General features: G+C 70.0%; 22 protein-coding genes. 14 read left to right on the plus strand and 8 right to left on the minus strand.

From position 1 onward, the window contains the following. Positions 1 to 9: 9 nt before the first annotated feature. Together ACGFRG_RS00940 and ACGFRG_RS00945 are read left to right on the plus strand one after the other, a co-directional pair. Positions 10 to 1,449, plus strand: coding sequence for a radical SAM protein (locus tag ACGFRG_RS00940; protein WP_361416476.1), 1,440 nt, complete (start codon positions 10 to 12; stop codon positions 1,447 to 1,449). Further along, positions 1,439 to 2,206 (plus strand): SDR family oxidoreductase, encoded by a 768-nt coding sequence (locus tag ACGFRG_RS00945; RefSeq protein WP_393260006.1) that lies wholly within the window; start codon positions 1,439 to 1,441, stop codon positions 2,204 to 2,206. The genes ACGFRG_RS00940 and ACGFRG_RS00945 overlap by 11 nt, the downstream gene beginning before the upstream one ends. Before the next feature lie 40 nt (positions 2,207 to 2,246). Here the strand turns inward: ACGFRG_RS00945 and ACGFRG_RS00950 are convergent, their stop codons facing one another. After that, positions 2,247 to 3,131 carry an SDR family NAD(P)-dependent oxidoreductase gene (locus ACGFRG_RS00950; RefSeq protein ID WP_393260008.1) on the minus strand — a complete coding sequence of 295 codons (885 nt, stop codon included), beginning with the start codon at positions 3,129 to 3,131 and terminating at the stop codon, positions 2,247 to 2,249. A 92-nt stretch (positions 3,132 to 3,223) separates the two neighbouring features. Between ACGFRG_RS00950 and ACGFRG_RS00955 the strand changes: the two genes are divergently transcribed. Then, complete coding sequence (locus ACGFRG_RS00955; RefSeq protein WP_393260011.1) at positions 3,224 to 3,814, plus strand: TetR/AcrR family transcriptional regulator; 591 nt, start codon at positions 3,224 to 3,226, stop codon at positions 3,812 to 3,814. 92 nt (positions 3,815 to 3,906) lie between these two features. Here ACGFRG_RS00955 and ACGFRG_RS00960 read toward each other — a convergent pair whose 3' ends face one another. After that, positions 3,907 to 4,335, minus strand: a complete 429-nt coding sequence (locus ACGFRG_RS00960) for a cupin domain-containing protein (protein WP_393260014.1) — start codon at positions 4,333 to 4,335, stop codon at positions 3,907 to 3,909. A 162-nt stretch (positions 4,336 to 4,497) separates the two neighbouring features. After that, positions 4,498 to 5,091 carry a TetR/AcrR family transcriptional regulator gene (locus ACGFRG_RS00965; protein ID WP_393260016.1) on the minus strand — a complete coding sequence of 198 codons (594 nt, stop codon included), beginning with the start codon at positions 5,089 to 5,091 and terminating at the stop codon, positions 4,498 to 4,500. Positions 5,092 to 5,216: 125 nt separating this feature from the next. Here ACGFRG_RS00965 and ACGFRG_RS00970 point away from each other — a divergent pair, with 125 nt between their 5' ends. Beyond that, positions 5,217 to 6,326: an FAD-dependent oxidoreductase gene (locus ACGFRG_RS00970; RefSeq protein WP_393260019.1), complete on the plus strand. Its 1,110-nt coding sequence runs from the start codon at positions 5,217 to 5,219 to the stop codon at positions 6,324 to 6,326. A gap of 46 nt (positions 6,327 to 6,372) precedes the next feature. Here the strand turns inward: ACGFRG_RS00970 and ACGFRG_RS00975 are convergent, their stop codons facing one another. Next, positions 6,373 to 7,281 carry a LysR family transcriptional regulator gene (locus ACGFRG_RS00975; RefSeq protein WP_361416497.1) on the minus strand — a complete coding sequence of 303 codons (909 nt, stop codon included), beginning with the start codon at positions 7,279 to 7,281 and terminating at the stop codon, positions 6,373 to 6,375. A 137-nt stretch (positions 7,282 to 7,418) separates the two neighbouring features. Here ACGFRG_RS00975 and ACGFRG_RS00980 point away from each other — a divergent pair, with 137 nt between their 5' ends. From ACGFRG_RS00980 to ACGFRG_RS00995, 4 genes are all read left to right on the plus strand, one after another. Then, positions 7,419 to 8,237, plus strand: a complete 819-nt coding sequence (locus ACGFRG_RS00980; protein WP_393260021.1) for a 3'(2'),5'-bisphosphate nucleotidase CysQ — start codon at positions 7,419 to 7,421, stop codon at positions 8,235 to 8,237. 42 nt (positions 8,238 to 8,279) lie between these two features. After that, positions 8,280 to 8,876, plus strand: a complete 597-nt coding sequence (locus tag ACGFRG_RS00985) for an NADPH-dependent F420 reductase (protein ID WP_393260024.1) — start codon at positions 8,280 to 8,282, stop codon at positions 8,874 to 8,876. A gap of 48 nt (positions 8,877 to 8,924) precedes the next feature. Then, entirely contained in the window at positions 8,925 to 9,866 is a 942-nt protein-coding gene (locus ACGFRG_RS00990; RefSeq protein ID WP_393260027.1) for an alpha/beta hydrolase, read from the plus strand. Positions 9,867 to 9,997: 131 nt separating this feature from the next. After that, complete coding sequence (locus tag ACGFRG_RS00995) at positions 9,998 to 10,381, plus strand: hypothetical protein (RefSeq protein ID WP_361416509.1); 384 nt, start codon at positions 9,998 to 10,000, stop codon at positions 10,379 to 10,381. 141 nt (positions 10,382 to 10,522) lie between these two features. Here ACGFRG_RS00995 and ACGFRG_RS01000 read toward each other — a convergent pair whose 3' ends face one another. Then, complete coding sequence (locus ACGFRG_RS01000; RefSeq protein WP_393260030.1) at positions 10,523 to 11,818, minus strand: MFS transporter; 1,296 nt, start codon at positions 11,816 to 11,818, stop codon at positions 10,523 to 10,525. Then, a complete protein-coding gene (locus ACGFRG_RS01005) occupies positions 11,815 to 12,354 on the minus strand; it encodes an ArsR/SmtB family transcription factor (protein WP_393260033.1) in 540 nt (179 codons plus the stop codon). The genes ACGFRG_RS01000 and ACGFRG_RS01005 overlap by 4 nt, the downstream gene beginning before the upstream one ends. Positions 12,355 to 12,582: 228 nt before the next feature. Between ACGFRG_RS01005 and ACGFRG_RS01010 the strand changes: the two genes are divergently transcribed. From ACGFRG_RS01010 to ACGFRG_RS01025, 4 genes are all read left to right on the plus strand, one after another. Then, a complete protein-coding gene (locus ACGFRG_RS01010; RefSeq protein WP_393260035.1) occupies positions 12,583 to 12,951 on the plus strand; it encodes a VOC family protein in 369 nt (122 codons plus the stop codon). Between the two features lie 164 nt (positions 12,952 to 13,115). After that, on the plus strand, positions 13,116 to 14,243 hold the full coding sequence (locus ACGFRG_RS01015; protein ID WP_393260038.1) for an FAD-dependent monooxygenase: 1,128 nt from the start codon (positions 13,116 to 13,118) through the stop codon (positions 14,241 to 14,243). 216 nt (positions 14,244 to 14,459) lie between these two features. Further along, positions 14,460 to 15,128: a DUF4232 domain-containing protein gene (locus ACGFRG_RS01020; RefSeq protein ID WP_393260040.1), complete on the plus strand. Its 669-nt coding sequence runs from the start codon at positions 14,460 to 14,462 to the stop codon at positions 15,126 to 15,128. Between the two features lie 141 nt (positions 15,129 to 15,269). Beyond that, on the plus strand, positions 15,270 to 16,250 hold the full coding sequence (locus ACGFRG_RS01025; protein ID WP_393260043.1) for an AraC family transcriptional regulator: 981 nt from the start codon (positions 15,270 to 15,272) through the stop codon (positions 16,248 to 16,250). A 35-nt stretch (positions 16,251 to 16,285) separates the two neighbouring features. Here the strand turns inward: ACGFRG_RS01025 and ACGFRG_RS01030 are convergent, their stop codons facing one another. Further along, positions 16,286 to 17,464 (minus strand): alpha/beta hydrolase family protein, encoded by a 1,179-nt coding sequence (locus tag ACGFRG_RS01030; protein WP_393260046.1) that lies wholly within the window; start codon positions 17,462 to 17,464, stop codon positions 16,286 to 16,288. Between the two features lie 241 nt (positions 17,465 to 17,705). Here ACGFRG_RS01030 and ACGFRG_RS01035 point away from each other — a divergent pair, with 241 nt between their 5' ends. Next, positions 17,706 to 20,096, plus strand: coding sequence for an Orn/Lys/Arg decarboxylase N-terminal domain-containing protein (locus tag ACGFRG_RS01035; RefSeq protein WP_393260049.1), 2,391 nt, complete (start codon positions 17,706 to 17,708; stop codon positions 20,094 to 20,096). A gap of 170 nt (positions 20,097 to 20,266) precedes the next feature. Here ACGFRG_RS01035 and ACGFRG_RS01040 read toward each other — a convergent pair whose 3' ends face one another. Beyond that, on the minus strand, positions 20,267 to 21,046 hold the full coding sequence (locus tag ACGFRG_RS01040; protein ID WP_393260051.1) for an SDR family NAD(P)-dependent oxidoreductase: 780 nt from the start codon (positions 21,044 to 21,046) through the stop codon (positions 20,267 to 20,269). A gap of 842 nt (positions 21,047 to 21,888) precedes the next feature. Here ACGFRG_RS01040 and ACGFRG_RS01045 point away from each other — a divergent pair. Continuing rightward, a complete protein-coding gene (locus ACGFRG_RS01045; RefSeq protein WP_393260787.1) occupies positions 21,889 to 22,467 on the plus strand; it encodes a GNAT family N-acetyltransferase in 579 nt (192 codons plus the stop codon). Positions 22,468 to 22,754: the final 287 nt, after the last annotated feature.

The raw sequence follows: 22,754 nt of genomic DNA on the forward strand, positions 1-22,754 counted from the left end.
GAGCGGATGATGCTCGATTCCGTATTCGTCAAGGACTACATCGACAGCCATCTCGAAGAACGACAGGTCAACAAGATCCAGCACGGATTTCCCTCGCCGCGATTCTGGAACGCGACGACCGTGCCCGTCGACGAGATCACCGAGGACCGCGGTCGCCTGCTGGAGGCCGAGCCGGAGCACGCGGCCTTCCTGTACGTCGGCGTGCCGTACTGCATCAAGACGAACCCCGGGAAGTGCGGATACTGCCTCTTCCCCGTCGAGGAGTTCCAGGGGAACGAGGCGCTGGAGGACTACTTCGGTTATGTCGAGCGGGAGGCCGACCTCTACCAGGGGCGACTGGAGGGATCCGCCCTCGGCTCGGCGTACTTCGGCGGAGGCACCTCGAACCTGTACCGGCCATCGCACTATCACAAGCTGATGGACCTGGTCCGCCGCCTCTACCCGAACATCGCCCCCTCGGCCGACCTGACCCTGGAGGGCATCCCCCAGGTGTTCACCCGCGACAAGATGCAGGCGATCCGTGACTCCGGGATGAACCGGATCAGCATGGGCGTCCAGCAGATCAACGAACGGCTCAACAGCCTGAGCGGACGCAGGCAGACCACCAGGCATGTCACCCAGAGCCTGGAGTGGGCACGGGAGTTCGGCCTGGGCGCCAACGTGGACCTGATCTTCGGCTGGCCACAGCAGACCGTCGCCACCATGCTGGAGGACTTACGGACGGTGGTCTCCTGGGGGGTCCACGACATCACCCACTACGAGCTCAACGTCGGCGGCCCGACCGACTTCGCACTCAACCGCTACCACGAACTTCCCAGCGCCCTGAGCAACTTGGAGATGTACCGCGAGGGGCGGGACTTCCTGCTCGACCAGGGCTACGAGCAGCACGGCGCCTACAGCTTCCGCAAGCCCGGGGACCCCGCCGGCCGCGACTTCCGCGAGGGATACCGCCCCCAGCTCAACGACGTCTCGGACGCCGTCGGCCTCGGGTACGCCGCGATCTCCTTCTTCGGCGCGGCCCGCCTGGGGCCCGGACGCTCCTGGTCCTTCATCAACCACCGCAGCCTGCAGCACTACAAGGCCGCGATCGACGAGGGCCGGTTCCCCATCGAGCGGGCCTTCCGGCACGAACCCGAGGACTGGGTCCTCACCACCCTCTTCCGCCACCTGCTGGGCATGCGACTCGACCGCGTGAGGCTGCGATCGGCGCTGGGCGTGGACGTCTACGACGAGTTCGCCACCATCTGGGACGCACTGGCCGAGCGCGGGCTGGCGGACATCACCCCCGAACAGATCACTCTCGTCGGCGACGGCCCGTTCTACACGCCGATGATCTCCACTCTGCTGGCCGAGGAGCGCTATCGCACACTGCGCTCGCACGAAGTCGAAAGCAAGCGGACCGAGCTCGTGCAGATCGGCGACGGAGCCGGAGGACCGGATGACGACTGACGAACTCCCCTTGCGCGGCAGGAGGTTCGTCGTCACCGGCGGCGCGCGCGGCATCGGCGCCGCAGTGGTGCGGCTCGCGCTGGCGCAGGGCGCCGACGTGGCTTTCGGCTACCACCGCAGCGCCGACCAGGCGGACGCGCTGTGCGACGAACTGCACGCCGCCTACCCCGACCGGCGCTGCACGGCCCTGCCCGGGCGGGTCTCCGACAGCACCGGTGCGGAGAAGTTCGCCGCCGCGGCGCTGGATTGCCTGAGCGGGGGCCTGGACGTACTCGTCAACAACGCGGGGGTGAACCAGGACGTCGTCTTCGCCCGCATGCGTCGGGAGCAGTGGGACGAGGTGGTCGACACCAACCTCGGCAGCATGTTCAACGTCACCCGGCCGCTGGTGATGCCGCTGACGAAGGGGGGAAAGGGCACCATCATCAACATCGCCTCCGCCTCCGGCCTGCACGGCGCCCCGGGCCAGACGGCCTACTCGGCCTCGAAGTCCGGGATCATCGGTTTCACCAAGGCGCTGGCGAAGGAGGTCGCCGGCCGCGCTGTCACGGTCAACGCCGTCGCCCCCGGGTTCATCCACACGGACATGACCGACCTGATCCCTCCACCACAGGCGTGCCATCTCAAAACGCTCATCCCCACCGGGGAGTTCGGATCCGCCGACGATGTCGCCGCACTGGTCTGCTTCCTCGCCTCGGACCGGGCGCGCTACATCACCGGCCAGGTCATCGAGATCTCCGGCGGACTGGTCATCTGACCGCCGGGCTCGCGAACGCGGCGTCGGCAGTGCACCGCGGTCAGCGCACCCAGGTACCGGTGAGGGTCTGGACGGCGGAGCCGTCGAGGTCGGCGAGTGTCGTGGCGACGAAGTCCCGGGCCCACTGCGAGGTCTGGACGCGGAAGGGCGGGCGGGCGGCGGTCAGGGCGTCGACGATCGGGGCGGCTGCCTCGGCGGGGGTCTGGGCGTTGCCGAAGGACTGCCGGGTGCGCGTGATGTAGGCCTCCAGCGCCGGGGCGTAGGGCCCGGCGGCGGCGAGCAGCGCGGGGACGTCCAGGCCGAGGTTGGCGACGAACTCGCTCGCCACCGCGCCCGGCTCGACCACACTGACATCGACGCCGACGGTGGCGGCCACCGGCGCGAGGGACTGCATGAAGCCCTCGACGGCGAACTTGGCCGCGCAATACGCCTCGTTGAAGGGCTGGCCGACGGCGCCGCCGACGCTGCTCACGGTGATCACCCGGCCCTTCGACGCCCGCAGGTGCGGCAGGGCGGCCCGGGTCACGGCCACCACGCCGAAGAAGTTGACCTCCATGGCCGCCCGGACGTCGTCGACGCTGCTCTGCTCGATGGTGCCGACCTGGGCGGCGCCGGCGTTGTTGACCAGCGCGTCCAGACGGCCGCGCTCGGCGACGACCTCGTCCAGGCAGGCGGTGATGCCCGCGGAGTCGGTCACATCCAGGCGCTTGACCTGGATCCGGTCCGCGACACCCGCCTCGGCGGCGGCCTTGAGCAGGGCCTCGGCCTTGCCGGGGTCGCGCATGGTGGCGATGGTCGCCCAGCCTGCCCGGGCGGCGCCGATGGCGGCGGCCAGGCCGATGCCGGAGGAGGTACCAGTGATCAGAACCGTCTTCGGGGAGGTCATGAGGGGCTTCCTTGCCTGGGGAACACAACGGGCCGACACCCGTAACCGGGGAGTTCCCCAGTTATCTGCAACGGTAAACGGGGAGCTCCCCGGTTGTCCAGTTAGACTGGTCCCCGACGAACGGAGCAGCTTTGACCACCAAGCCGAGCGCGTTGCGCGCCGATGCCCGCCGCAACCGGGAGCGCATCCTCGAAGCGGCCGTGCGTGCCTTCTCCGAGAAGGGCCCGGACGTCGCGATCGACACGATCGCCAAGACCGCGGGCGTCGGCTCGGCCACGCTCTACCGTCATTTCCCCACGCGCGAGGCGCTGGTCGAGGCGGCGTACCGCAACGAGCTGGCCCGCGTCTGCGACAGCGCCGTGAAGCTCCTCGCCGACAACCCGCCCGACCGGGCGATCCGTCTGTGGATGGACGACTTCATCGACTACCTGGCCGCCAAGCAGGGCATGGCGGACGCCCTGCGGGCCGCGGTCGCATCCGGTGCGGACCCGTTCGCCGAGACCCTCGACAAACTCGGCACCGCGCTCACCACGCTGCTGCGGGCCGGCGCCCACGCCGGTCTCCTGCGTCCGGACATCGACCCGTTCGACGTCGGCTTCAGCCTGGCCGGCGTCGCGCTGATCACCAGCGCTCCCGACCAACGCGAACGGGCCGGCCGCCTCCTCGACCTGCTCCTCGACGGCCTGCGGTACGGAGCGGACGGGCCCGCGTCCAGCTCGTGACCCGGCTCCGGCCGCGTTCACCGCCCGCAGTCGCTCACTCCTGCGGCGTTGCCCGCCCGTCGCCGAATACGCGGCGACTGCGTCAGGAGCGCTTACAGCTCATCCGTGGTCTCGCAGCAGCATTGGTACTTCGATGACATGACGGCGCCGAAGCGCCCGGTCTCGAAGGCGTACTCGACGTTGGCCGGGATGTACATCCAGTCGCCGGTGGTCAGCTCGGTGCCATTGAAGATGATTGATCCGCTCATGATGTATCGGATGCCATCTCCCTGATGGGAATGACGACCCACGCTGGCGCCGGGATCGGCGACCGTGAGGTATTCGATTGCGGGGCCGTCGAGGTAGACCGGCAGTTGCCACTTCCGAAATCCGCGAGGCGCCTCGACAGTCAGGGCCTTGGTTGCCTCCTCGACCCCTGGGCTTTTCGAGGTGATGATCCCCTCAAGGTTCAGTTCGGCCTTGGAGGCGGCATGACGAATGTGCGCCAGGGCTTCGTCGAAGCGGGGATAGCTGGGGCTCACATCACTCTCCTCTGCGTAGAGCGGTACACCCCCACTGTCCCTCCCGAGCCCGCCGATCTAATGACCCATCCGGGTGGGTTGCAGTCAACGAGACCCGTCCGGAGGGCGGACAGTCTCAAGCGCGTGCGTCACCCGCGCGCATCGGGGCGCCTGGCAGCCCGGTCAGTTGCTCGGATGGGAGGCTGCCCAGCCGTGTTCGAGCAGTGCGAACGTCTCGTCGGCGGCTCGGCGCGGTTCGGCGTGCCGCAGGATGAGGCTGTGGGCCTCAAGGGCGAAACGAGCCAGGGCGGCGCAGCTGACGTCGTCCTCGGGCGCGCCTACGGCGTCGGCGATGGCCCTCGTCAGGGCCGCTTCGTGGCGCGTCCACATGCGGTGGGCGTAGTCGCGCAGCGCGGGGGTCTCCTGTACCAGGCGGGTGAAGTCGGCGAACCGCGGGTCCGCGGCATGGACGGCGAGCTGGGTCTGCTTCAGCAGGAGGTGCTCGCGCAGGGCCTGCGGGATCGACCGGCCCGGGGCGCGTTCGCGCACGGCCGCGACGAGTGCTGCTTCCAGGTCGTCGTCCTGGTCGAAGACCAGGGCCTCCTTGCCGGAGAAGTGCTTGAACAGGGTGGTCACCGAGACGTCGGCAGCGTCGGCGACGTCTTTGACGCCGACCTGGTCGTAGCCGCGTTCGAGGAAGAGCTCAAGTGCGGCGTCGGCCAGGGACTGGCGGGTCTGGGCCTTCTTGCGCTCGCGGCGCCCGGTCGGTTCGGTCACTCGCACACCGTACCTCGAAGTGTATTCGCTGTGAAAGTGTAGTCATTGCGCTTATTTATCGAGTGTGCTTTCTTGGTGATGCCGGGTCTCCCGGCGGTTCACCCACCTTCCGAGGGACACCTCCCATGAACTCTGCTCGTGATCCGCGCATCGCGATCGTCGGCGCCGGCCTCGGCGGCCTCACCTGCGCCCGAGTCCTCCAGCAACACGGCCGCTCCGTCACCGTCTTCGAACGCGAGGAATCCGCCGACGCCCGCCCGCAGGGCGGCACCCTGGACATGCATGCCGACACCGGCCAGGCCGCCCTGCGTGCGGCGGGGCTCCTCGATCGATTCGACGCCCTCGCCCGCCCCGAGGGAGACGAGTGGCGCGTGCTCGACTTCGCCACCGGCGCCCTCCTGACGCATCAGGTGCCTTCCGCCACCGGCGGCCGCCGGGAGATCGACCGGGGCCAACTGCGCGGTCTGCTCCTGGACTCGCTCACCGAGGGCACGGTGGAGTGGGACCGCGCCGTCAGCGGAGTCACTCCGCTGACGGACGGCACCTGCCGCCTGCTCTTCGGTGACGGCACCGCCGAGGACTTCGACCTGGTGGTCGGCGCCGACGGCGCCTGGTCCCGCGTGCGCCCTGCTCTGTCGCCCGCCGTACCCGACTACACCGGTGTCACCTTCGTCGAGACCGGATTCGACCACTGCGACACCCGCCATCCCGACCTCGCACGGCTGGTCGGCAACGGATCGATGCTGGCGAAGGGCGCCGGTAGAACCTTGGTCGCCCAGCGCAACAGCAACGGCCACATCCGCGCCTACATCGCGCTCCGCGCGCCCAAGGACTGGCATGAGGCCGCCGGTATCGACCTCGGCGACCAACGGGCCGTGCGGACACACCTGTTGAGGATGTTCGACGACTGGGACGAGGGCCTGCGCTACATCCTGCGCAACAGCGACCACGGGTTCATTCAACGGTCCCTGTTCGTCCTGCCCGCCCCGCACACCTGGGAACACGTTCCCGGCGTCACGCTGCTCGGCGATGCCGCACACCTGATGCCCCCGGTAGGGCTGGGTGCCAACCTCGCCATGCTCGACGGCCGCGACCTCGCCCACGCCGTCGTCACCGAATCCAGGCTCGGCGACGCAGTCCGCGCCTACGAGAGCATCATGCTGCCGCGCTCGATCGAGGCCGCGACAGGCAGTGCGAAGGGACTCGACAACCTCGTCCCCGCGACGGCCTCCTGAACCGACGGGGTCGCGTGCACGTCCGGGTGAAGCGGGACGGCGCCGACTACGACGACGCTCCGCACACGGCCAGCGCGGTTCGCGCCAGGTCGCGCAGCCAGGTGTGGGCGGGATCGGTGTCGTAGCGCTGGTGCCATGACAGGTACACCGGTGCCGGCGGCAGTTCGAGCGGGAGGGGGAGTACGACAAGGCCCAGGTCGGCGACCGCGGAGCGCGTGGTGGCCTCGGGGACGGAGACCAGGAGATCCGAGCCGCGCGCGAACTCCATTGCGGCCGCCGCCGTGGCCGCGGTCGCGACCACGCGGCGGCTGAGGCCGAGCCGCGCGAGGGCGTCGTCGAGGGCGTTGCCGAGGTTCCCACGCCTGGAGACGGTGACGTGCTCAGCGTCGGCGTACCGCTCGGCGGTGACGGTCCCGACGCGGGTGAGGGGGTGCCCCTGCCTCACGACGATGACCAGGCGGGTCTCGCCCACGGTCTCGGCACGGACGTCCGGTGCGCTCGGGCGGTTGGCGTTCACCTCCAGGTCGACCTCGCCGCGCCGCAACTCCGGAGTGTCGATGTGCGATTCCGCGACGAAGCGCAGTCGTACGCCCGGCGCCTGCTCGCGTACGGCCGAGAGCAGTGCGGGGCCGCTCAAGGCGACCAGGGAGTCGTGCCAGCGCAGGGTGAAGGTGCGCTCCAACGTTGCCAGATCGAGTTCACGGCTCGGCGCCAGCACCCCCCGGACCTGGTGCAGCAGCTCGTGCACCTGCTCCCGGACGGCGATCGCGTAGGGCGTCGGGGTCATCGTGCGGCCCGTGCGTACCAGGATCTGATCCCCGGTCGTGCGCCGGATTCGGCCCAGACTCCGGCTCATCGCGGGGGCGGTGACATGCAGCCGTGCGGCCGCCCCGGCCACACTGCCCTCCTCCAGCAGCGCGTCGAACGCGGCCAGCAGATTCAAATCCAATTGCATGCGAGTAATCCTAGCCGTGCTTTACATGCATTTGAAGTTAATCAAGAGGCTGGATACCTTCGAGACCAGAGCGCCGAACAGAGCGCGCAGTTCAGCTCGAACGGCCTCATCACCCCTTACTCACAAGGGAGTTCACCATGCCCGAAACGCTTCAGACCACTGACGTCGCCGCCTCCGACGCCGACCTGCTCGCCCAGACCGCGATCGCCGTGCGCGCGGCCGGCTCCTTGCTGCGCGAGCGCTTCGGCGACGTGGTCCGCTACCAGACCCGCCAAGAGCTGATGCGCGCGCTCGCCGTCAACGACGACACGGCGCTCGGCATCCTGCGCCCCCGCCTCACGAGCCTGCGTCCGGACGCCGGCTGGGTCGAGGACGAACTGGACGGCGGGGCGCTACCGCCCGGCGAATGGTGGGTCGTGGATCCGGCCGAAGGCAACGTCAACCACCTGCACGCCCTGCCGGAGTGGGCGGTGACCGCCACCCTCGTGCGGGACAACCAGCCGGTACTCACCGCGGTCCACCTGCCGTTGACCGGCGAGACCTACACCGCGCTCACCGGCGCGGGCGCCCACCTCGACGGCCGACCGCTGCACGTCTCCTCCACTGCGGACCTCGGCCTGAGCATCGTGGCCACCAGCCAGGCCCGGCCGGACGAGGACGAGAAGGTCGTGCGGCGCGTCGGCTCCTCGATCACCGCGATGCTCTTCGACGCCCTCGTCGTGCGCACCGCCGTGCCCGCGACCCTGCACCTGACCAACGTGGCCGCCGGCCGGATCGACGCCTTCTGGCAGTTCGCCGGCGCCCGCGCGGACCTGCTCCCCGGCGCGCTGCTCGTCACCGAGGCCGGCGGCCGGATCTCCGACGCCCAGGGCCGCCCCTGGACCCCGCAGAGCGAAAGCTTCCTGGCCGCCGCGCCCGGCGTCCACGCCGAGGCCGTCGCCACGCTCTCACGCTGACCGCGCACCACAACCCGCACCCACGAAAAGGACCACATCATCGTGACCACGATCGCAGTTCTCGGAAACGGCCGCGTCGGCGGAAACCTGGCCGCGGCCCTCACCCGGGCAGGGCATGAGGTGACCGTGGCGGACCGCGCGCCGGGCGCCGCCGCCGACGCCGCCCGGACCGCCCGGATCGTCATCAACGCCACCCCGGGAGCCGGCTCGCTGGAGCGGCTCGCCGCCCTGCGCGAGGAACTGCGCGGCAAGATCCTCGTCGATGTCTCCAACGCCACCACCGACGGACCGGACGGCCTGCCCGCGGACCTGATCCACCCCGGCTCAAGCCTCGCCGAACAACTCCAGGAAGCGCTCCCCGAAACGCACGTCGTCAAGACACTCAACACCATGCTCTTCCCGGTGATGACCGCACCGGCAACGCTCACCCAGTCACCGACCGCGTTCCTCTCCGGCGACGACCCGCAGGCCAAGCAGACCGTCCGCGAACTGCTCACCGACCTCGGCTGGCAAAAGGAATGGATCACCGACCTCGGCCGGATCCAGACCGCCCGCGCCACGGAGGCCGCGATCCTCTTCGTCCCGCACGTCATCCGGTCCACCGGATTCACACCCTTCGCGATCTCGATCGCCCGCTGACCCACCCCTACCGTGTCGTTTCGCCAGCTCCAGGAAGGTCGCCTCACCATGTCCCTCGACCCCCAGATCGATGCCTTGCTCAAGAAGTTGGCCGAAGGAGGCGAACCGGCACCGGAGAGCCGAACGGTCGCGGAGAACCGCGACCTCGCGCGCAGCCTCTCCACCCTCGCGGGTGACATCGAGCCCGTCGCCCGCGTGCACGACGCAGTGGCCACCGCCGAAGGCATCGAAGTCCCCGTCCGCATCTACACCCCCGCCACCGTCCCGCGCTCCGGGCCGCGCCCCGTGACGGTCTTCCTCCACGGCGGCGGATGGGTCCTCGGAGACCTGGACAGCCAGGACCACATAGCCCGCATCGTGGCCAACCGCTCCGGCACGATCGTGGTCTCCGTCGACTACCGGCTCGCGCCCGAACACCGCTTCCCGGCGGGGATCGAAGACGCCTACGCCGCCCTGACATGGGTCTCGGCCAACGCCGCAAGTTTCGGCGGCGACGGACAAAGCATTGCGGTGCTCGGCGAGAGCGCCGGCGGCAACCTCGCCGCGGCCCTCGTGCAGGAAGCGCAGCGGCGCGGGGGACCTCACATCGCGCTCCAGGTACTGGCGTACCCGGCCGTCGACCGGTTCGACGACAGCCCCTCCATGTACGAGAACATGGCCGGACCGCTACTGAGCCGCAGTTGGCTCGAATGGTTCTGGGGCCTTTACCTCAACACGCCCGACGAAGGCGCCGACCTGCGCGTCTCGCCGGTGCGCTCCGACGAACTGGCCGGGCTTCCTCCCGCCGTCATCGTCACCGCCGAACACGATCCGCTGCGGGACCAGGGTGACCGGTACGCGCGCAAGCTCGCCGCCGCCGACGTGCCGGTCACCCACCTCCCGATCAAGGGCGCCACCCACGCCTTCTTCTCGTTCACCGGGTCGGTGCAGCTCTCACGTGACGTCTTGAACCAGCTCGCAGACGCCGTGGCCAAGGCATTCAACGACTGACCCGCTCATCGGGCAACGGCCAGACCATCACGTTCAGCTATATATCGCCTGAAGTGACTGTTTCCAGAGGAACCGGGGCAGCTTGCCATCAATGGAGTGGGCTCAACAACAGTGTTCCAAAGGAGGAGTTCATGCCGGACGATCAGGCGGGCAGCCCGGTGCGCTCAGGGAGCCCGGACTCGGCGGTCGACAGGGTGGCCGACTTCTACGGCGCCTACGTCGACGCCGTCTTCGACGGCGTCGACGACCTGGGCTCGGAGCTTCGCGGCCACTACCTCACGGAGGATCTCCGGCAGCGGCTGGCCGCCTGGGAGGAGGCCAACCACGCCGACGGCGTCCTGCGCGCCCAGGACGTGCCCACCGGCTGGGAGGTCCGCTACCACGACTCCGGCGCCGGACACCTGTTCACCACGGTCACCCTCACCTGGGGCACCGGACCGGACGCCGGGCACACCCGGCTGGCGGTGCAGAGCGACCTGAGCACCAAGCTCATCTCGGACATCGAGGACGGCTGAGGACGGCTGACGAAGCCCTGACGCGGTTCGGAGCAGCGTCACGCCCACCAACTACGGGAAACCGAACCGGAGATAGTGGCATCCGAGGATTCGGCGGTCGAGCGCAGTGAAAACCGCCAGCGCTCCGAAACCCTCGGTGCGCTATTGCGATACGCGTACACCCTCCCGAACGGGTTCCTCGGATTCCGGGTGACCTGGACCGCCGGCCGAGGCAGCGTCACGCAACGCCGCCTCGACCCGGCGGTTGCTGGTCATGGTCGCCGTGATGGCCGTCATGGTGAGGAGGAGGCCGGCGGCGGTGTAGAGCGGGGTGCGTACGTCGTAGGTGGTGGCCAGCCAGCCGCCGAGGAAGGCGCCGAACGGGGCGGCGCACATGGCGAGCATGCGGGAGGTGGAGGCGACCCGGCCCATCAGGTGGGCGGGGACGATCGCCTGCCGGAGGGAGGGCCCGAGCACCATCGTGGCGCCCATGCCCGCCCCGCAGACGGCGAGCGCGAGCCCGGCCACGTACGGGTTCGGGGCAGCGGCAAGCCCCAGGATGGCCAACCCCTCGACCGCGGCCGTGCAGGTCAGCGCGGTACCGGTGCCGAGTCGTCGACCCAGGAAGGAGGCGATGCCCGCGCCGAGCAGACCGCCGGTGGCCTCCGCCGTGAGGAGCAGGCCGAAGCCGAAGGTGTCGATGCCGAGACGATCGTGCGCGAAGAGGGCGAGCACGGTCTCCACGGCGATGAAGGCGATGTTCCCGACCGCGGGACGCAGCGCGAGCCCGAGCAGCAACCGATCCCGGAACACGTACGAGGCACCCGCCCGCGCCTGCCGCAGCAGCGACTCACGGGCCTGCGGTACGGGCCGGGGCGCGGCAGGCAGCGACCGTACGAGAGTTGCGGAGAGCGCGAACGACACCGCGTCGGCGAGCAGCGGAAACGCCCGCCCGAGCGCGAGCAGGGCACTGCCCGCGGGCGGCCCCGCGAAACCGGACGCGGCGGTCTGGGCGCCGCGCAGGCGGGAGTTGGCGCGCTCAAGTAGCGTGGGGTCGCGGCCGAGCAGATCCGGCAGATACGCCGTGGCGGCCGTGTCGAAGAAGAGTCCGCCGAGGCCGAGCAGGAAGGCGACGGCCGCGAGCAGCGCAATGCTCAGCACGTCGAGCGCGGCCGCTGCCGCCGGTATCGCGAGCAGCACCGCACGCGCCGCGTCCGTGACCCACATCGTGCGCCGTCGGTCCCAGCGGTCCACCAGCGCGCCGCCGAGTACCCCGAAGAGCAGCCACGGCAGCGTTCCGGAGGCCGTGACGACGGCGAGCGCCATCGGATCCCGCGTCAACGTCAACGCGAGCAGTGGCAGCGCGGCATGTGACACCCCGTCACCGAGCGAGGACACCGTCTGCGCGGTCCACAGCCGTCCGAACCCGGTCGGCAACTTCCGGACATCTGTGGTCACTTGGCGTCCCCTTCGGTCTGCCGGCGCGGTGCCGGGTGGAACAGCGCGAAGACGAGTGACGCGTCCGGCAGCGACGGGTCGGACAGCTCCCGGTATTCGTCCGCCAGTGCCTGCAGCCGCTCCCCCAGCTCCGCGAACTGTTCGTCGGTGAGCCGCAGATGCGCCATCCGTACATGCCGCTCGCCGTCCGCCGGCGCCGCCTCCAGGTCCGCCACCGCATGTCGCATCAGCACATCCGGCCCTCCCTCGCCCGGATCCGGCAGCACGATCGAGCGTGCGGCCATCGCGTAGTACCGCTCGGTGACCCCCCGCACCTTCCGCGTCCGTACCACCTTCACCAGGCCGGCCCGCTCCAGCAGCCGTACGTGGTAGCTGGAACTCCCCTTCGCCAGGCCCACTCGCTCGGCGATCTGCGTGATCGTCGCGGGCTCGAAGCGGAGCACGGCCATGATGCGGTGACGCGTGAGATTGGAGACGGCGCGTAGCTGCTCGTCAGTGGTGACGTGAAACGTCTCGGGAAGATCATCGGCAGGCATGAGAGCAATGGTCAACGATTCTTGACCATTGCGCAAGGGGGTTTCGCACGGCCTTCCGGAATTCACTGACCGGCGCGAGAGTCCGCCGCTCCTGCGCAAGTTGGCCGCGGCGCGCACCACGGCAGGCGATGCGGGACACCGCGCGCTCGTCCGGCAGGGCGGTCTGCCGATGAGTTCACCGTCCTCGAAGGGTCTGCCCAGCGACACGACCGTCCTCGAAGGAGTGCCATGTCCACCATCCAGCCAGTGATCTTGACTGCCAACCATGACGTCCTGCTCGGCTTCTATACGAGATTGTTCGGCGCCGAGGAGACCTTCCGGGTACCGGCGGAAGGGCCGACCTTCTACGTCGGCTTGCGCATCGGCGACACCGACCTCGGGCTGGTGGCCAGGACGGATCTGGGGCCCGAAGTGGCACCGCGGATCGTGCTCAGCATCGGTGTCGACGACGTCGATGAGACGCTCGGCCGGGTGACGGCGCTGGGCGGCTCGCTCCACGGCGGCCCCAACGACATGCCGTGGGGACAACGCGTCGCCCACATCCAGGACCCCGACGGCAACCCCGTGAACCTGACCCAGCCGATCCCGGCCCAGTGACGCTGTTCTGGGTGCCTGTGTTGGTCGTGGGCCGCTCCTCTGTGATGACCGCTTGCCAGCAGCGGATGGCCGCTGCCCGATTCGGACAAGGCGGAGCGCCGACGGGTCCTACGGTTTCGAGGAACCCTGAAGGTTTCGACGAAATCAGCGCTCTGGAGGCGTACATGGACAGCTGCCGCGGTGCTCGGACGGCCGTGATCGTGGGCGCGGGCGTGGCTGGTCTGACAGCGGCCACCGCCCTGGCACGCGGCGGATGGCGGGTGGAAATCGCCGAGGTCGGCCCGCCGGAGGCACCTTCTGGATGGGGGTTGTGCCTGACCGGTCCGTCACTGCGCGCGCTCGACGAGCTCGGCCTTGCGGACGCGTGCCTGGCCGAGGGCTACGGCATGAGCACGATCACCCACGTGGATGTGAACGGCGAGCCCGCGGACGAGGTCCGGTTACCGCGCCTGATGGGCGCGCGACGACCGGCGATGGTCGGGATCGCGCGTCCCGTGCTGCACCGCATCCTCTACGCGGAAGCCGAGAAGTGCGGCGCAGTGATACGTCACGGAGTGACCGTTGCCGCGGTGGATCAGGACAGGGAACTGGTCCGCGTGCGGTTGTCGGACGGGACGGTCCGGCAAGTCGCGCTGCTGGTGGGCGCGGACGGGATCCGCTCGTCGACTCGGGGCCTGCTGGGTCTTGAGGCCTCGCTCGACTTTCACGGGCAGATGGTCTGGCGCGCCCTGGTGCCCCGCCCGCTGTGGGCCACCGGGATCCACCAGTTCGCCGGGAAGACCGACACGGCCGGACTCGTGCCCCTCTCGGACAGCCAGGCATACGTGTTCCTGACGGAGAACGGAGTGGAGCAGAGCGTCCTGCCGGATGCCGAACTCGCCCCGCGTCTGCGGCAGCTCCTTGAGGCATTCCCGGGTCGGGTGCAGGAGATGCGCTCCCTGATATCCGTGTCGGAATCGGTGGTGCGCCGCCCAGTGCTGACAGGGCTCCTGGAGGGCACTTGGAGCCGGGGCAACAGCGTGGTCATCGGGGACGCCGCGCATGCGCCCGCACCTCAGATGGCCAGTGGCGCCGCCCTGGCCATCGAGGACGGGCTCGTACTGGCCAGGGAAATCAGGCGGCACGAGTCCGTCGGCGCGGGGCTTCAAGCCTTCGTCGGCCGACGCTCACAGCGGTGCCGAACGCTCGTGGAGACCTCGGTGGCGATCGCCGCCCTGGAGCAGGCGCAGCGCCACCACGAGGCGTATCCGCTGGCCGATTCCTGCCACCGGCTCATGGCCGAGCCCGCGTAAGCCATCTGACGCGATGAGCGACCACCTGATGGTGACCGACCGGGCGCAAGCTTCACCAACTCCTCTCCCCACAGCGGGAGTTGGCGGGTCAAGGCCGTGGCGTGCAACTCGATACGTCTGTGACAGAACGAAGACGTCACGGAGGACCACCTGTAACTCGGTGCGAGGTACAAATACTTCCGACCACATGCACCGCGCTACTCCCGGGGGAACATCGTGAAGCACACCCGCATCGCCGCTCTCGCCGCCATAGGCGTCGTCGCCACCCTCTCGCTCACCGCCTGTGGCGGCGACGACTCCGGGAAGGACTCGTCCGCCAAGGGCTCCTCGTCCTCCGCCCCTTCATCCTCTTCTTCGTCCTCGGACGGTGGCTCGAAGTCGAAGGGCGGCTCGGAGGCCGGGAACGCGAAGTCGGGCTCCGGTGCGGACACCTCGGCCGGCGCCGGGGCCGCGAACGGCACGACGAACACCGACGGCAAGGTCAAGTTCTGCAAGACGCGGGACCTGGCCATCGACGCCGGCGACGCCGCACCCGACAAGGACTCCGGCAGGATCAACATCACGATGATCAACCGGGGTTCGACCACCTGCTCGGCAACGGGCTTCGCGGGCGTCGACATCAAGGACGCCGACCACACCTCAAGCCCCATCGAGCGCGGCCACGCCCAGCCGCGTATCACCATCCTGAAGCCCGGCGACGCCGCCGTCTTCGACCTCGCCTACGACATCGACAAAACCGGCGGCAGCCTCGCGCACCCGACCAACATCCTGGTGACGCCCCCGAACGAGACCCACACCGTGACCCTGAACTGGCCCGCGGGCGCGGGGAAGATCAAGGGGGCGTACACCGACGTTCAGGTCTACCCCACGCACACCACCAGGTAAGGGCCATGCCCACGGCCGACCCGGGTAGCCAACAGCCCTACCCGGCCAGGAACTTGGCCGTCCAGCGTGTGGCCAGCCCTCGTCAGCGACGCTCGTCCTGCCCCGTTCGCCGCAGGTTCTCAGGGAGGTGAGCCCACCATCGTGCCGACGCCGCTGCGCAACCACCTCATCACCAGATCCCAGAACCCCGCCGACGTGCTCCACGCCGCCGCCCGCCTTTTCGGCGGCTCGATCGCCGCAACGCCCCTGGACGAGCCGTGCGGCGGCGATCACGAACTGCGCGGCGTCGCCGCACACGGCTTCGCGGTGGGCTACTTCGTCTCGCCACTCGATGTACGCGTCGCCTCGACCCAAGGCCGTAACCGCGGCTCCTACTTCGTCAACATCGGTGTCTCCGGCGCCATCTCGGCAACCTGCGGCGGCCGCCGGGCGACGCTCGACGAGGCGACGGCGGGAGTCGCCAACCCCGGAGACACCCAGGAACTGCGGCCCCTGCGCGGCCGCAGGACGCGGTTCCTGGGCCTGCGGATCGACGCCGCCCTGGTCGACCAGGAATTCGCCACGCTGACCGGGCATGCCCCGGTGTCCACCGTGCGCTTCGACTTCGCCCTCGACCTGGCCAAGCCCAAAGGCCGGGCGGTGCGACTGCTGGTCCGCTCCCTCCTCGAACAGCTGGACTCGCAAGACCCCCTGTTCCAGCGCCCGGAGCTGCAGCGCAGCCAGCTGCGTTGCCTCGTCACCGCCCTGCTCCTCGCCCAGCCGCACTCGCACACCGGCGAGCTGCACGACGGTCCACAACCCAGTTACCCGCGCTCCTTACGGGCAGCCCTCGCATTCATCGAAGCGAACCTCCCGGAGCACATCAGCCTCGGCGCCATCGCCGGTGCCGCGGGCTGCAGCCCGCGGACCCTCAGCTCCGCATTCCGCGCCCGGCTCGGCCTGTCACCCATGGCGTACGTCCGCAACCTGCGGCTCGACCGGATTCGTCAGGACATCCTCGCCTCCACCGATCCCGTCGGCACGATCGCCTACCGGTGGGGTGTCTCCCACCTCGGCCGCTTCGCCGGCGAGTACCGCGACCGCTTCACCGAACTGCCCTCCGACACCGCACGGCGCAGGTAACCCGGCCTCCCCCTCCCCTGCCCGCCCGTCACCACCTAGGGGTGCTGGAACGTGACCTCCGGGTAGGCCCGCGAGGGGTTGTCGAGGAGGGGCTGCGGAATTCCCTTCAGCTGGAGGTCGAAGAAGGCGCCGACGTAGGCGCGGGTGATCGCCGCCGCGCGCTCGGGGGCGATGGTCTCGCCCGGGAGGGGGAGGCCCAACTGGGAGGCGAGAGCGGGGAGATCGTTGAAGTTGAAGTGGTCGGCTCCCGCGACGGTCAGCCAGCGTTTCCAGCCGCCGAGGTCCGCCCACGCCTGGTCCCACGAGGTGTCCTTGCCCGGGGCGTGCGCGGACTCGGTGCCCAGCAGCAGGAAGGGCCGCTCTCCCACGCCCGCGGCCGGGGGAACGACGTCGAAAGTGCCGTCCATGTCCACACCGGCGCGCACCCGCCGGTCGACGGCCATGGCCGAGGCAGCTGCGCTGCCGCCGACGGAGTGGCCGGCCATGCCGATACGGTTCCGGTCGATCGTGCGGTGGTACGGCCACGGGGAATGACGGCTGGTCAGCTGGTCGATGACGAACGAGACGTCCGTCGCCCGGCTCTCGTTCACGGCGACCCAGCCACCCGGGGGAAGGTTGCCGCCGCAGATGGCGCAGGTGAGCGTTGAGCCGTCGGGGAACGTGGTTCCGGAGTCCTCATAGGTGTGGTTGACGAGTGCGACCACGTAACCGCGGCTGGCCAGGTCCTCGGCGAGGCCGGTGAGCGTGGTGCGCGGCAGGGTGAAGCCGGGTGAGAGCACGACCAGCGGGAAGCGGCCCGGGGCCGGGCGGGCGCCGGTGCGGGCCCAGGAGCGGGTGCCGCTGAGCGTGGCGGGCGGGATACCGGCTCCCGGCGCCCGCCGCTGCAGCAACAGCGCGGCCTCTTCGGTGCTCATGTAGGTGGCGGGTGCGCCGGTGTGGGGCCGTGCGGGGTAGAACACCGACACCATCAGCCGGCGCGGGCCGGCGGCGGGCACCCATGGGTCCGGGCGGTGGGTGTCCACCAGGTCCAGCGTGCTGCGGCCGACGGCGTGCGGGCCGGTGGGGCGGGGCAGTGTCAGCTGGACGTCCCTGGCGGCGGTGGTGACGGCCGGGGCCGGGGTGGCCGCCTGCGCCGAGGCGGCCGGCAGGACCAGCGGAAGGGACAGCACGATCGCGAGAGTGCCGGACGCGGCGATGCGATGAGTTCGTCTCATGGCGTCCAATGTGGCCCTGGCCCCCTGACCCGGCATCAGCCCGAAGACGGGCACGCACGACGCCTGCCCGTAGGGGTTTGCCAGGAGCTCTCCCCTAGGCCCTGCCTGTTGCGAGAGTCAACGTCGGGACGGCGGCTTCCGCCATAACGGTGGTTTGCCGTCCCGGCCGCCGTTGTGCCCGGTGCGCCGCCAGGACACTGGCCGGGGCGGCGGGGGCGCCGCCGGGAGGGCGGGAGAGCGCATGGCCGACAGCAGGATCCTGGTCGCGGTACCGGAACACCCTCGGGGCGAGGGCGCCGGGCCCCAGCAGTTACGGAAGATCCGGGACGCGATCGAGGCGGGCGGCTTCGAAGTCCGGTGGGAGGTCACGGCAAAGGACGCGGACGCGGTACTGCGCACCGAGGCCGGTCTGGCGGCGGCGCTGGTGGCCTGGAACCTTCCCAGGGCCGCCGGTGACGGGGCCGGCGCCGCACTCGCCGCGCCGGGCAGCACCCTCGACGGGACCCCGGGCGGCGGCGCGGTGCTGCACCGGATCGGCCGCCGTTTCCGGGACCTGCCGATCTTCTTGGTGATGGCCGACGAGGGCGTACGGGACCTGCCGCTGTGGGTGTCCGAGTCGGTCGTGGGCTACGTCTGGCCGCTGGAGGACACCCCGGGCTTCATCGCGGGCCGCATCACCGCCGCTGCCCGCGCCTACCGGGAATCCGTGCTGCCGCCGTTCTTCCGGGCACTGCGCCGCTTCGACGACGCCCACGAATACTCCTGGCACACCCCGGCCCACTCCGGCGGTGTCGCCTTCCTCAAGTCGCCGGCGGGACGCGCCTTCCACGACTACTTCGGGGAGCGGCTGCTGCGCAGCGACCTGTCGATCTCGGTCGAGGAACTGGGCTCGCTGTTCGAGCACACCGGCCCGATCGGCGAGGCGGAGCGCAACGCGGCCCGTGTGTTCGGCTCCGACCTCACCTACTTCGTGCTGCACGGCGACTCCACCTGCAACCGCCTGGTCGGCCATTTCAGCGTCACCCGCGACGAGATCGCGCTGGTGGACCGCAACTGCCACAAGTCCGTGCTGCACGGCCTGGTCGTCTCGGGCGCCCGGCCGGTCTACCTGGTCCCCACCCGCAACGGCTACGGCCTGGCGGGGCCGCTGCCCCCGGCCGAGATCGCCGCGGACGCGGTGGCGGCCCGGATCGCCGCGAACCCGCTCGCCGAGGGCGCGGTGTCCCCGCACCCGCAGTACGCGGTGTTCACCAACTCCACTTATGACGGCCTCAGTTACGACGCGGTAGCCACCGCTCGCGCGTTCGCCGCCAGCACGCCCCGGTTGCACTTCGACGAGGCGTGGTTCGCGTACGCCCGCTTCCACCCTCTCTACGCCGGCCGTTACGGCATGTCGGTGGACGAGGAGGCCTTCCCCGGCCCGGACCGCCCGACCGTGTTCGCCACCCAGTCCACGCACAAGCTGCTGGCGGCGCTGTCCCAGAGCGCGATGGTGCACCTGCGACCCGCAGCGCGGGCACCGGTGGAACATGACCGGTTCAACGAGGCGCTGATGATGCACGGCACCACCTCGCCCCTCTACCCGATGATCGCCTCGCTCGACGTGGCGACGGCGATGATGGACGGCCCGCAGGGCGAGTGGCTGATCGACGAGGCGGTGACCGAGGCGATCCGCTTCCGTCAGGAGATGGTGCACCTGCGACGGCGGATCGAGAGTGCCGGGGACCGGCCGCCGTGGTTCTTCGGGGTGTGGCAGCCGGACACGGTCACCGACCCGCCGACCGGCGAACGGCTGCCCTTCGAGGAAGCCCCGTCGGAGCTGCTGCGCACCGAGCAGTCCTGCTGGCTGCTGGAGCCCGGCGCCGACTGGCACGGTTTCCCCGGGCTGACCGAGGGCCACTGCATGTTGGACCCCGTCAAGGTCACGCTGACCTGCCCGGGCATCAGCGCCACCGGCGAGATGGCCGAGGAGGGCATCCCGGCCCGGGTGCTCACCGCCTATCTGGCCACCCGGAAGATCGTGGTGGAGAAGACCGACAGTTACACCACACTGATCCTGTTCTCCATGGGCATCACCAAGGGCAAGTGGGGCACCCTGCTGGACGCCCTGACGGATTTCAAGGCCCTCTACGACGCCGACGCCCCACTGGAGCGCGTCCTGCCGGAGGCCGTCGCCGCGCATCCCCGCCGGTACACGGGCCTGACTCTGCGCGGGCTGTGCCGGGAGATGCACGAGCAACTGCGCTCGGTACGCCTGGTGGAGCTTCTGGACACGGCCTTCCAGCAGCTCCCGCAGCCCGTGGCGCCACCTCAGCACTGCTACCAGCGGCTGGTGCGGGGTGACACCGAGCGGGTCCGGATCTCGGAGGCGGCGAGCCGGGTGGCGGCGGCCATGGTCACGGTCACCCCGCCCGGCATCCCGGTCCTGATGCCGGGCGAGTCCACCGGCGCACCCGACGGCCCGCTGTTGCGCTATCTCACCGCCCTGGAGTCCTTCGACCGCCGCTTCCCCGGCTTCCGCAGCGAGACCCACGGCGTGACCATCGACGAGGACACGGGCGACTACCTGATCGAGTGCCTGATCCAGGGCGCGGAGCGGCGGCCGGGGCACTCGCCCGGACGTGTCGATTAGGGGCTGTTGGGAAAGTGCTGGTCACGGCCGTTCATTGAGGACTGCGACCAGCACTGTCGCCTCGTAGCGGACGGCGAGCTTGTGGTACCTCGTGGCGACGGCCCGATGGCGCTTGAGGCGATTGATTCCGCACGCGACGGCATGGACCGGCACCTGCTCCGGATGGCGGATCACCTGCCCGTGATCGGGCCGAGGTAGGTGCCGCCTGAGACGTCGATGATCTGGCCGGTCACCCAGCGGCCCTGCGGACCCGCCAGGAAGCCCACCACATCTGCGACGTCCCCCGGCTCGCCAATCCGTCCGAGCGCGGTGATCGACTCAAGTCCGGCCATTGCCTCGGGCACGCCGGTCCACCCGGCGGTCATGTCGGTCAACACCACCCCGGGTTCGACCGTGTTCACGGTGATCCCGCGCCGGCCGAGCTCGTTGGCGAGCGACGGGCTGAGGGCAGCCAGCGCCGCCTTGGTGACGGTGTACCCGATCTGCATGGGGTTCGCGATCCGGGTGGCCGCCGAGCCCATGTTGATGATCCGTCCGCCGTCCCGCAGCAGCGGCAGCGCCCGCTGGACCACGAAGACCGGCGTGCTCACGTTGACCGCCAGAAGCTGTTCGAATTCCTTCTCCGTGAGCTGCCCGATCGAACTGACCGAGTGGATGCCCGCGTTGTTGACCAGGATGTCCAAACCGTCCGCGCTGTGGTCCACCAGCCCGGCGGCGAGCCCCTCGAACAGCCGGTCCACCGCACCGCTCTCGCCGAACCTGGACCGCACCGCGAACGCCCGGCCGCCGGCCTCGGCGATCAGCGCCGTGGTCTCCGCGGCGGCCTCGTCGTTGCCGCCGTAGTGGACCGCGACCAGCGCCCCCTCGGCGGCGAGCCGCAGGGCAACCGCGCGACCGATTCCGCGCGAGCCGCCCGTGACCAGTGCGGTCCTGCCGTCCAGTTCCCCCATGATTGGCTCTCCCCCTCGTATTGCCCCGGTCGCAACCGGGACCGATCTCGAATAAATCCGAAGTTCCGCGCTGCCAAAGGGACGAAGGTATCCACGATCAGTTTGTGACGACCGATCTGAACACGCTCTCGACCGCACTGTACGTGACGATCGACGACGAGATCGCAGGGACCCGATTGCGGGGCAGGCCACCGCTGTTGAGCGATTCGCAGCCAGTGTGTCGGGCCGTGGCGCGGGCCACACCGCACACCGAACCAGCCTCGATGCCGGTGACCTACCTCGTGGTCCTCGTGATCTCGATCGGGCTCGCGCTGCTCGTTCCGCTCACCGCCAAGGGAGCGCTTGCTGTCCTGGGCGCTCCGCTGCGGCTGTTCAGCGTCACGGGCCATCTCGCAGCCAACAACGCCCGCGCGAACGCCAAGAGGCGGCCGCCGTCATCACCCCACTCACCCTGCTGGTCGGGCATGGCGTCCACCATCATCTTCGTCCAAAGCACTGTGGGCGGCGCAGCCGAGGCCCGGACAAGGAACGGCGTCACAGCGGACTGGGTGATCGCCTCCACCAGCAACGTGGTGGCCGACAGCCAGGGCCTTCACCCCGGCGACAACGACGGCAAGCGGGAGGTCATCCGCGCGGAACTGGCAGCAGTCGTGAAGGACTTACCAGGCACGGCGGTCACCGACAGCGGACACCTGGCGGATCGCCAAGCGGCATCGCGCCACGAGAACGCCGAGGTCAACGTCGATGAGCGGATATGTCGCTCTGCCGGGCCGCCGAGAAACCCGTTGCGGGTGACCCTCGTCGGATGTGTGATGGATCGGCCACCGATCAACGGAGGGAACATGAGGACGTCGCTGCCCGCACCCTCGTTGCACACCGCTCGCCTTCGGCTGCGTGCCTTCGAAGACGCGGATGCCAACGACCTCTTCGCGCTGCACAGCGACGCCTATGTGCTGCGCTACTGGGACGCGCCACCGTGGAGCGACCGCGTGCGCGCCGAGAAGTTCATCACGGCGTGCCGACAGATGGCACAGGAGGGCACCGGGGCGCGGCTGGCCGTGGATCGTGTCTCGGACGGGGCGTTCATCGGCTGGTGCAGCCTGAACAGGTGGAATCCGGACTACCGCAGCGCGTCACTCGGCTACTGCTTCGGCGATGCGGCATGGGGCCACGGCTACGCGACCGAGGCCGCGCGCGCTCTGCTGCGGTGGGCATTCGACACGCTGGACCTCAATCGCGTCCAGGCCGAGACCGACACGCGCAACGTCGCTTCTGCCCGCGTGCTGGAGAAGCTCGGCTTCGTACGTGAAGGGACGTTGCCACAGGACTGCGTCGTCAACGGCGACGTCTCGGACTCGTGGGTCTACGGCCTGCTCAGGCGGGAGTGGCAACCGCCGTCCGAGCCGGTCCCCGCCCACTGACTTCCCTCGCTCGGGCACAGCTGCCGGAGCCGCCAAAAAGGGGACCTCCGCCGGCGAGGACAGTGAACCTCGTCTGCCTCGCCATGACGGCCGCGCCGCCTCGCCCCGGGCCCGCATGACCGGTCTCGCCGTTGCCCAACTGTCGCGTCGGGTGGGCGCCGGGTTCCACGGCCTCGGGGTGGCGCCGTGCGCAGGGGCGGGATGCTGCTGATCAGCCCGGGTTCGGGAGCGCGTCGAGCCGGGCAAGGGCGCTGGTGGTGGAAGCGGTCTGCCGCCTGCTCGCGTCG

The organism is Streptomyces sp. NPDC048696 (assembly GCF_043198895.1).
In the GTDB taxonomy this organism is placed as follows: domain Bacteria; phylum Actinomycetota; class Actinomycetes; order Streptomycetales; family Streptomycetaceae; genus Streptomyces.

Excerpts from the sequence above, each read along its gene's own strand:
- ACGFRG_RS00980 (WP_393260021.1), top strand. The coding sequence starts at position 7,419 with ATGCCCGAAACGCTTCAGACCACTGACGTCGCCGCCTCCGACGCCGAC.
- ACGFRG_RS00940 (WP_361416476.1), top strand. The coding sequence starts at position 10 with ATGCTCGATTCCGTATTCGTCAAGGACTACATCGACAGCCATCTCGAA.
- ACGFRG_RS01030 (WP_393260046.1), bottom strand. The coding sequence starts at position 17,464 with ATGAGACGAACTCATCGCATCGCCGCGTCCGGCACTCTCGCGATCGTG.
- ACGFRG_RS00945 (WP_393260006.1), top strand. The coding sequence starts at position 1,439 with ATGACGACTGACGAACTCCCCTTGCGCGGCAGGAGGTTCGTCGTCACC.
- ACGFRG_RS00970 (WP_393260019.1), top strand. The coding sequence starts at position 5,217 with ATGAACTCTGCTCGTGATCCGCGCATCGCGATCGTCGGCGCCGGCCTC.
- ACGFRG_RS01045 (WP_393260787.1), top strand. The coding sequence starts at position 21,889 with ATGAGGACGTCGCTGCCCGCACCCTCGTTGCACACCGCTCGCCTTCGG.
- ACGFRG_RS01040 (WP_393260051.1), bottom strand. The coding sequence starts at position 21,046 with ATGGGGGAACTGGACGGCAGGACCGCACTGGTCACGGGCGGCTCGCGC.
- ACGFRG_RS01015 (WP_393260038.1), top strand. The coding sequence starts at position 13,116 with ATGGACAGCTGCCGCGGTGCTCGGACGGCCGTGATCGTGGGCGCGGGC.
- ACGFRG_RS01005 (WP_393260033.1), bottom strand. The coding sequence starts at position 12,354 with ATGCCTGCCGATGATCTTCCCGAGACGTTTCACGTCACCACTGACGAG.
- ACGFRG_RS01035 (WP_393260049.1), top strand. The coding sequence starts at position 17,706 with ATGGCCGACAGCAGGATCCTGGTCGCGGTACCGGAACACCCTCGGGGC.
- ACGFRG_RS00990 (WP_393260027.1), top strand. The coding sequence starts at position 8,925 with ATGTCCCTCGACCCCCAGATCGATGCCTTGCTCAAGAAGTTGGCCGAA.
- ACGFRG_RS01010 (WP_393260035.1), top strand. The coding sequence starts at position 12,583 with ATGTCCACCATCCAGCCAGTGATCTTGACTGCCAACCATGACGTCCTG.
- ACGFRG_RS00995 (WP_361416509.1), top strand. The coding sequence starts at position 9,998 with ATGCCGGACGATCAGGCGGGCAGCCCGGTGCGCTCAGGGAGCCCGGAC.
- ACGFRG_RS00975 (WP_361416497.1), bottom strand. The coding sequence starts at position 7,281 with ATGCAATTGGATTTGAATCTGCTGGCCGCGTTCGACGCGCTGCTGGAG.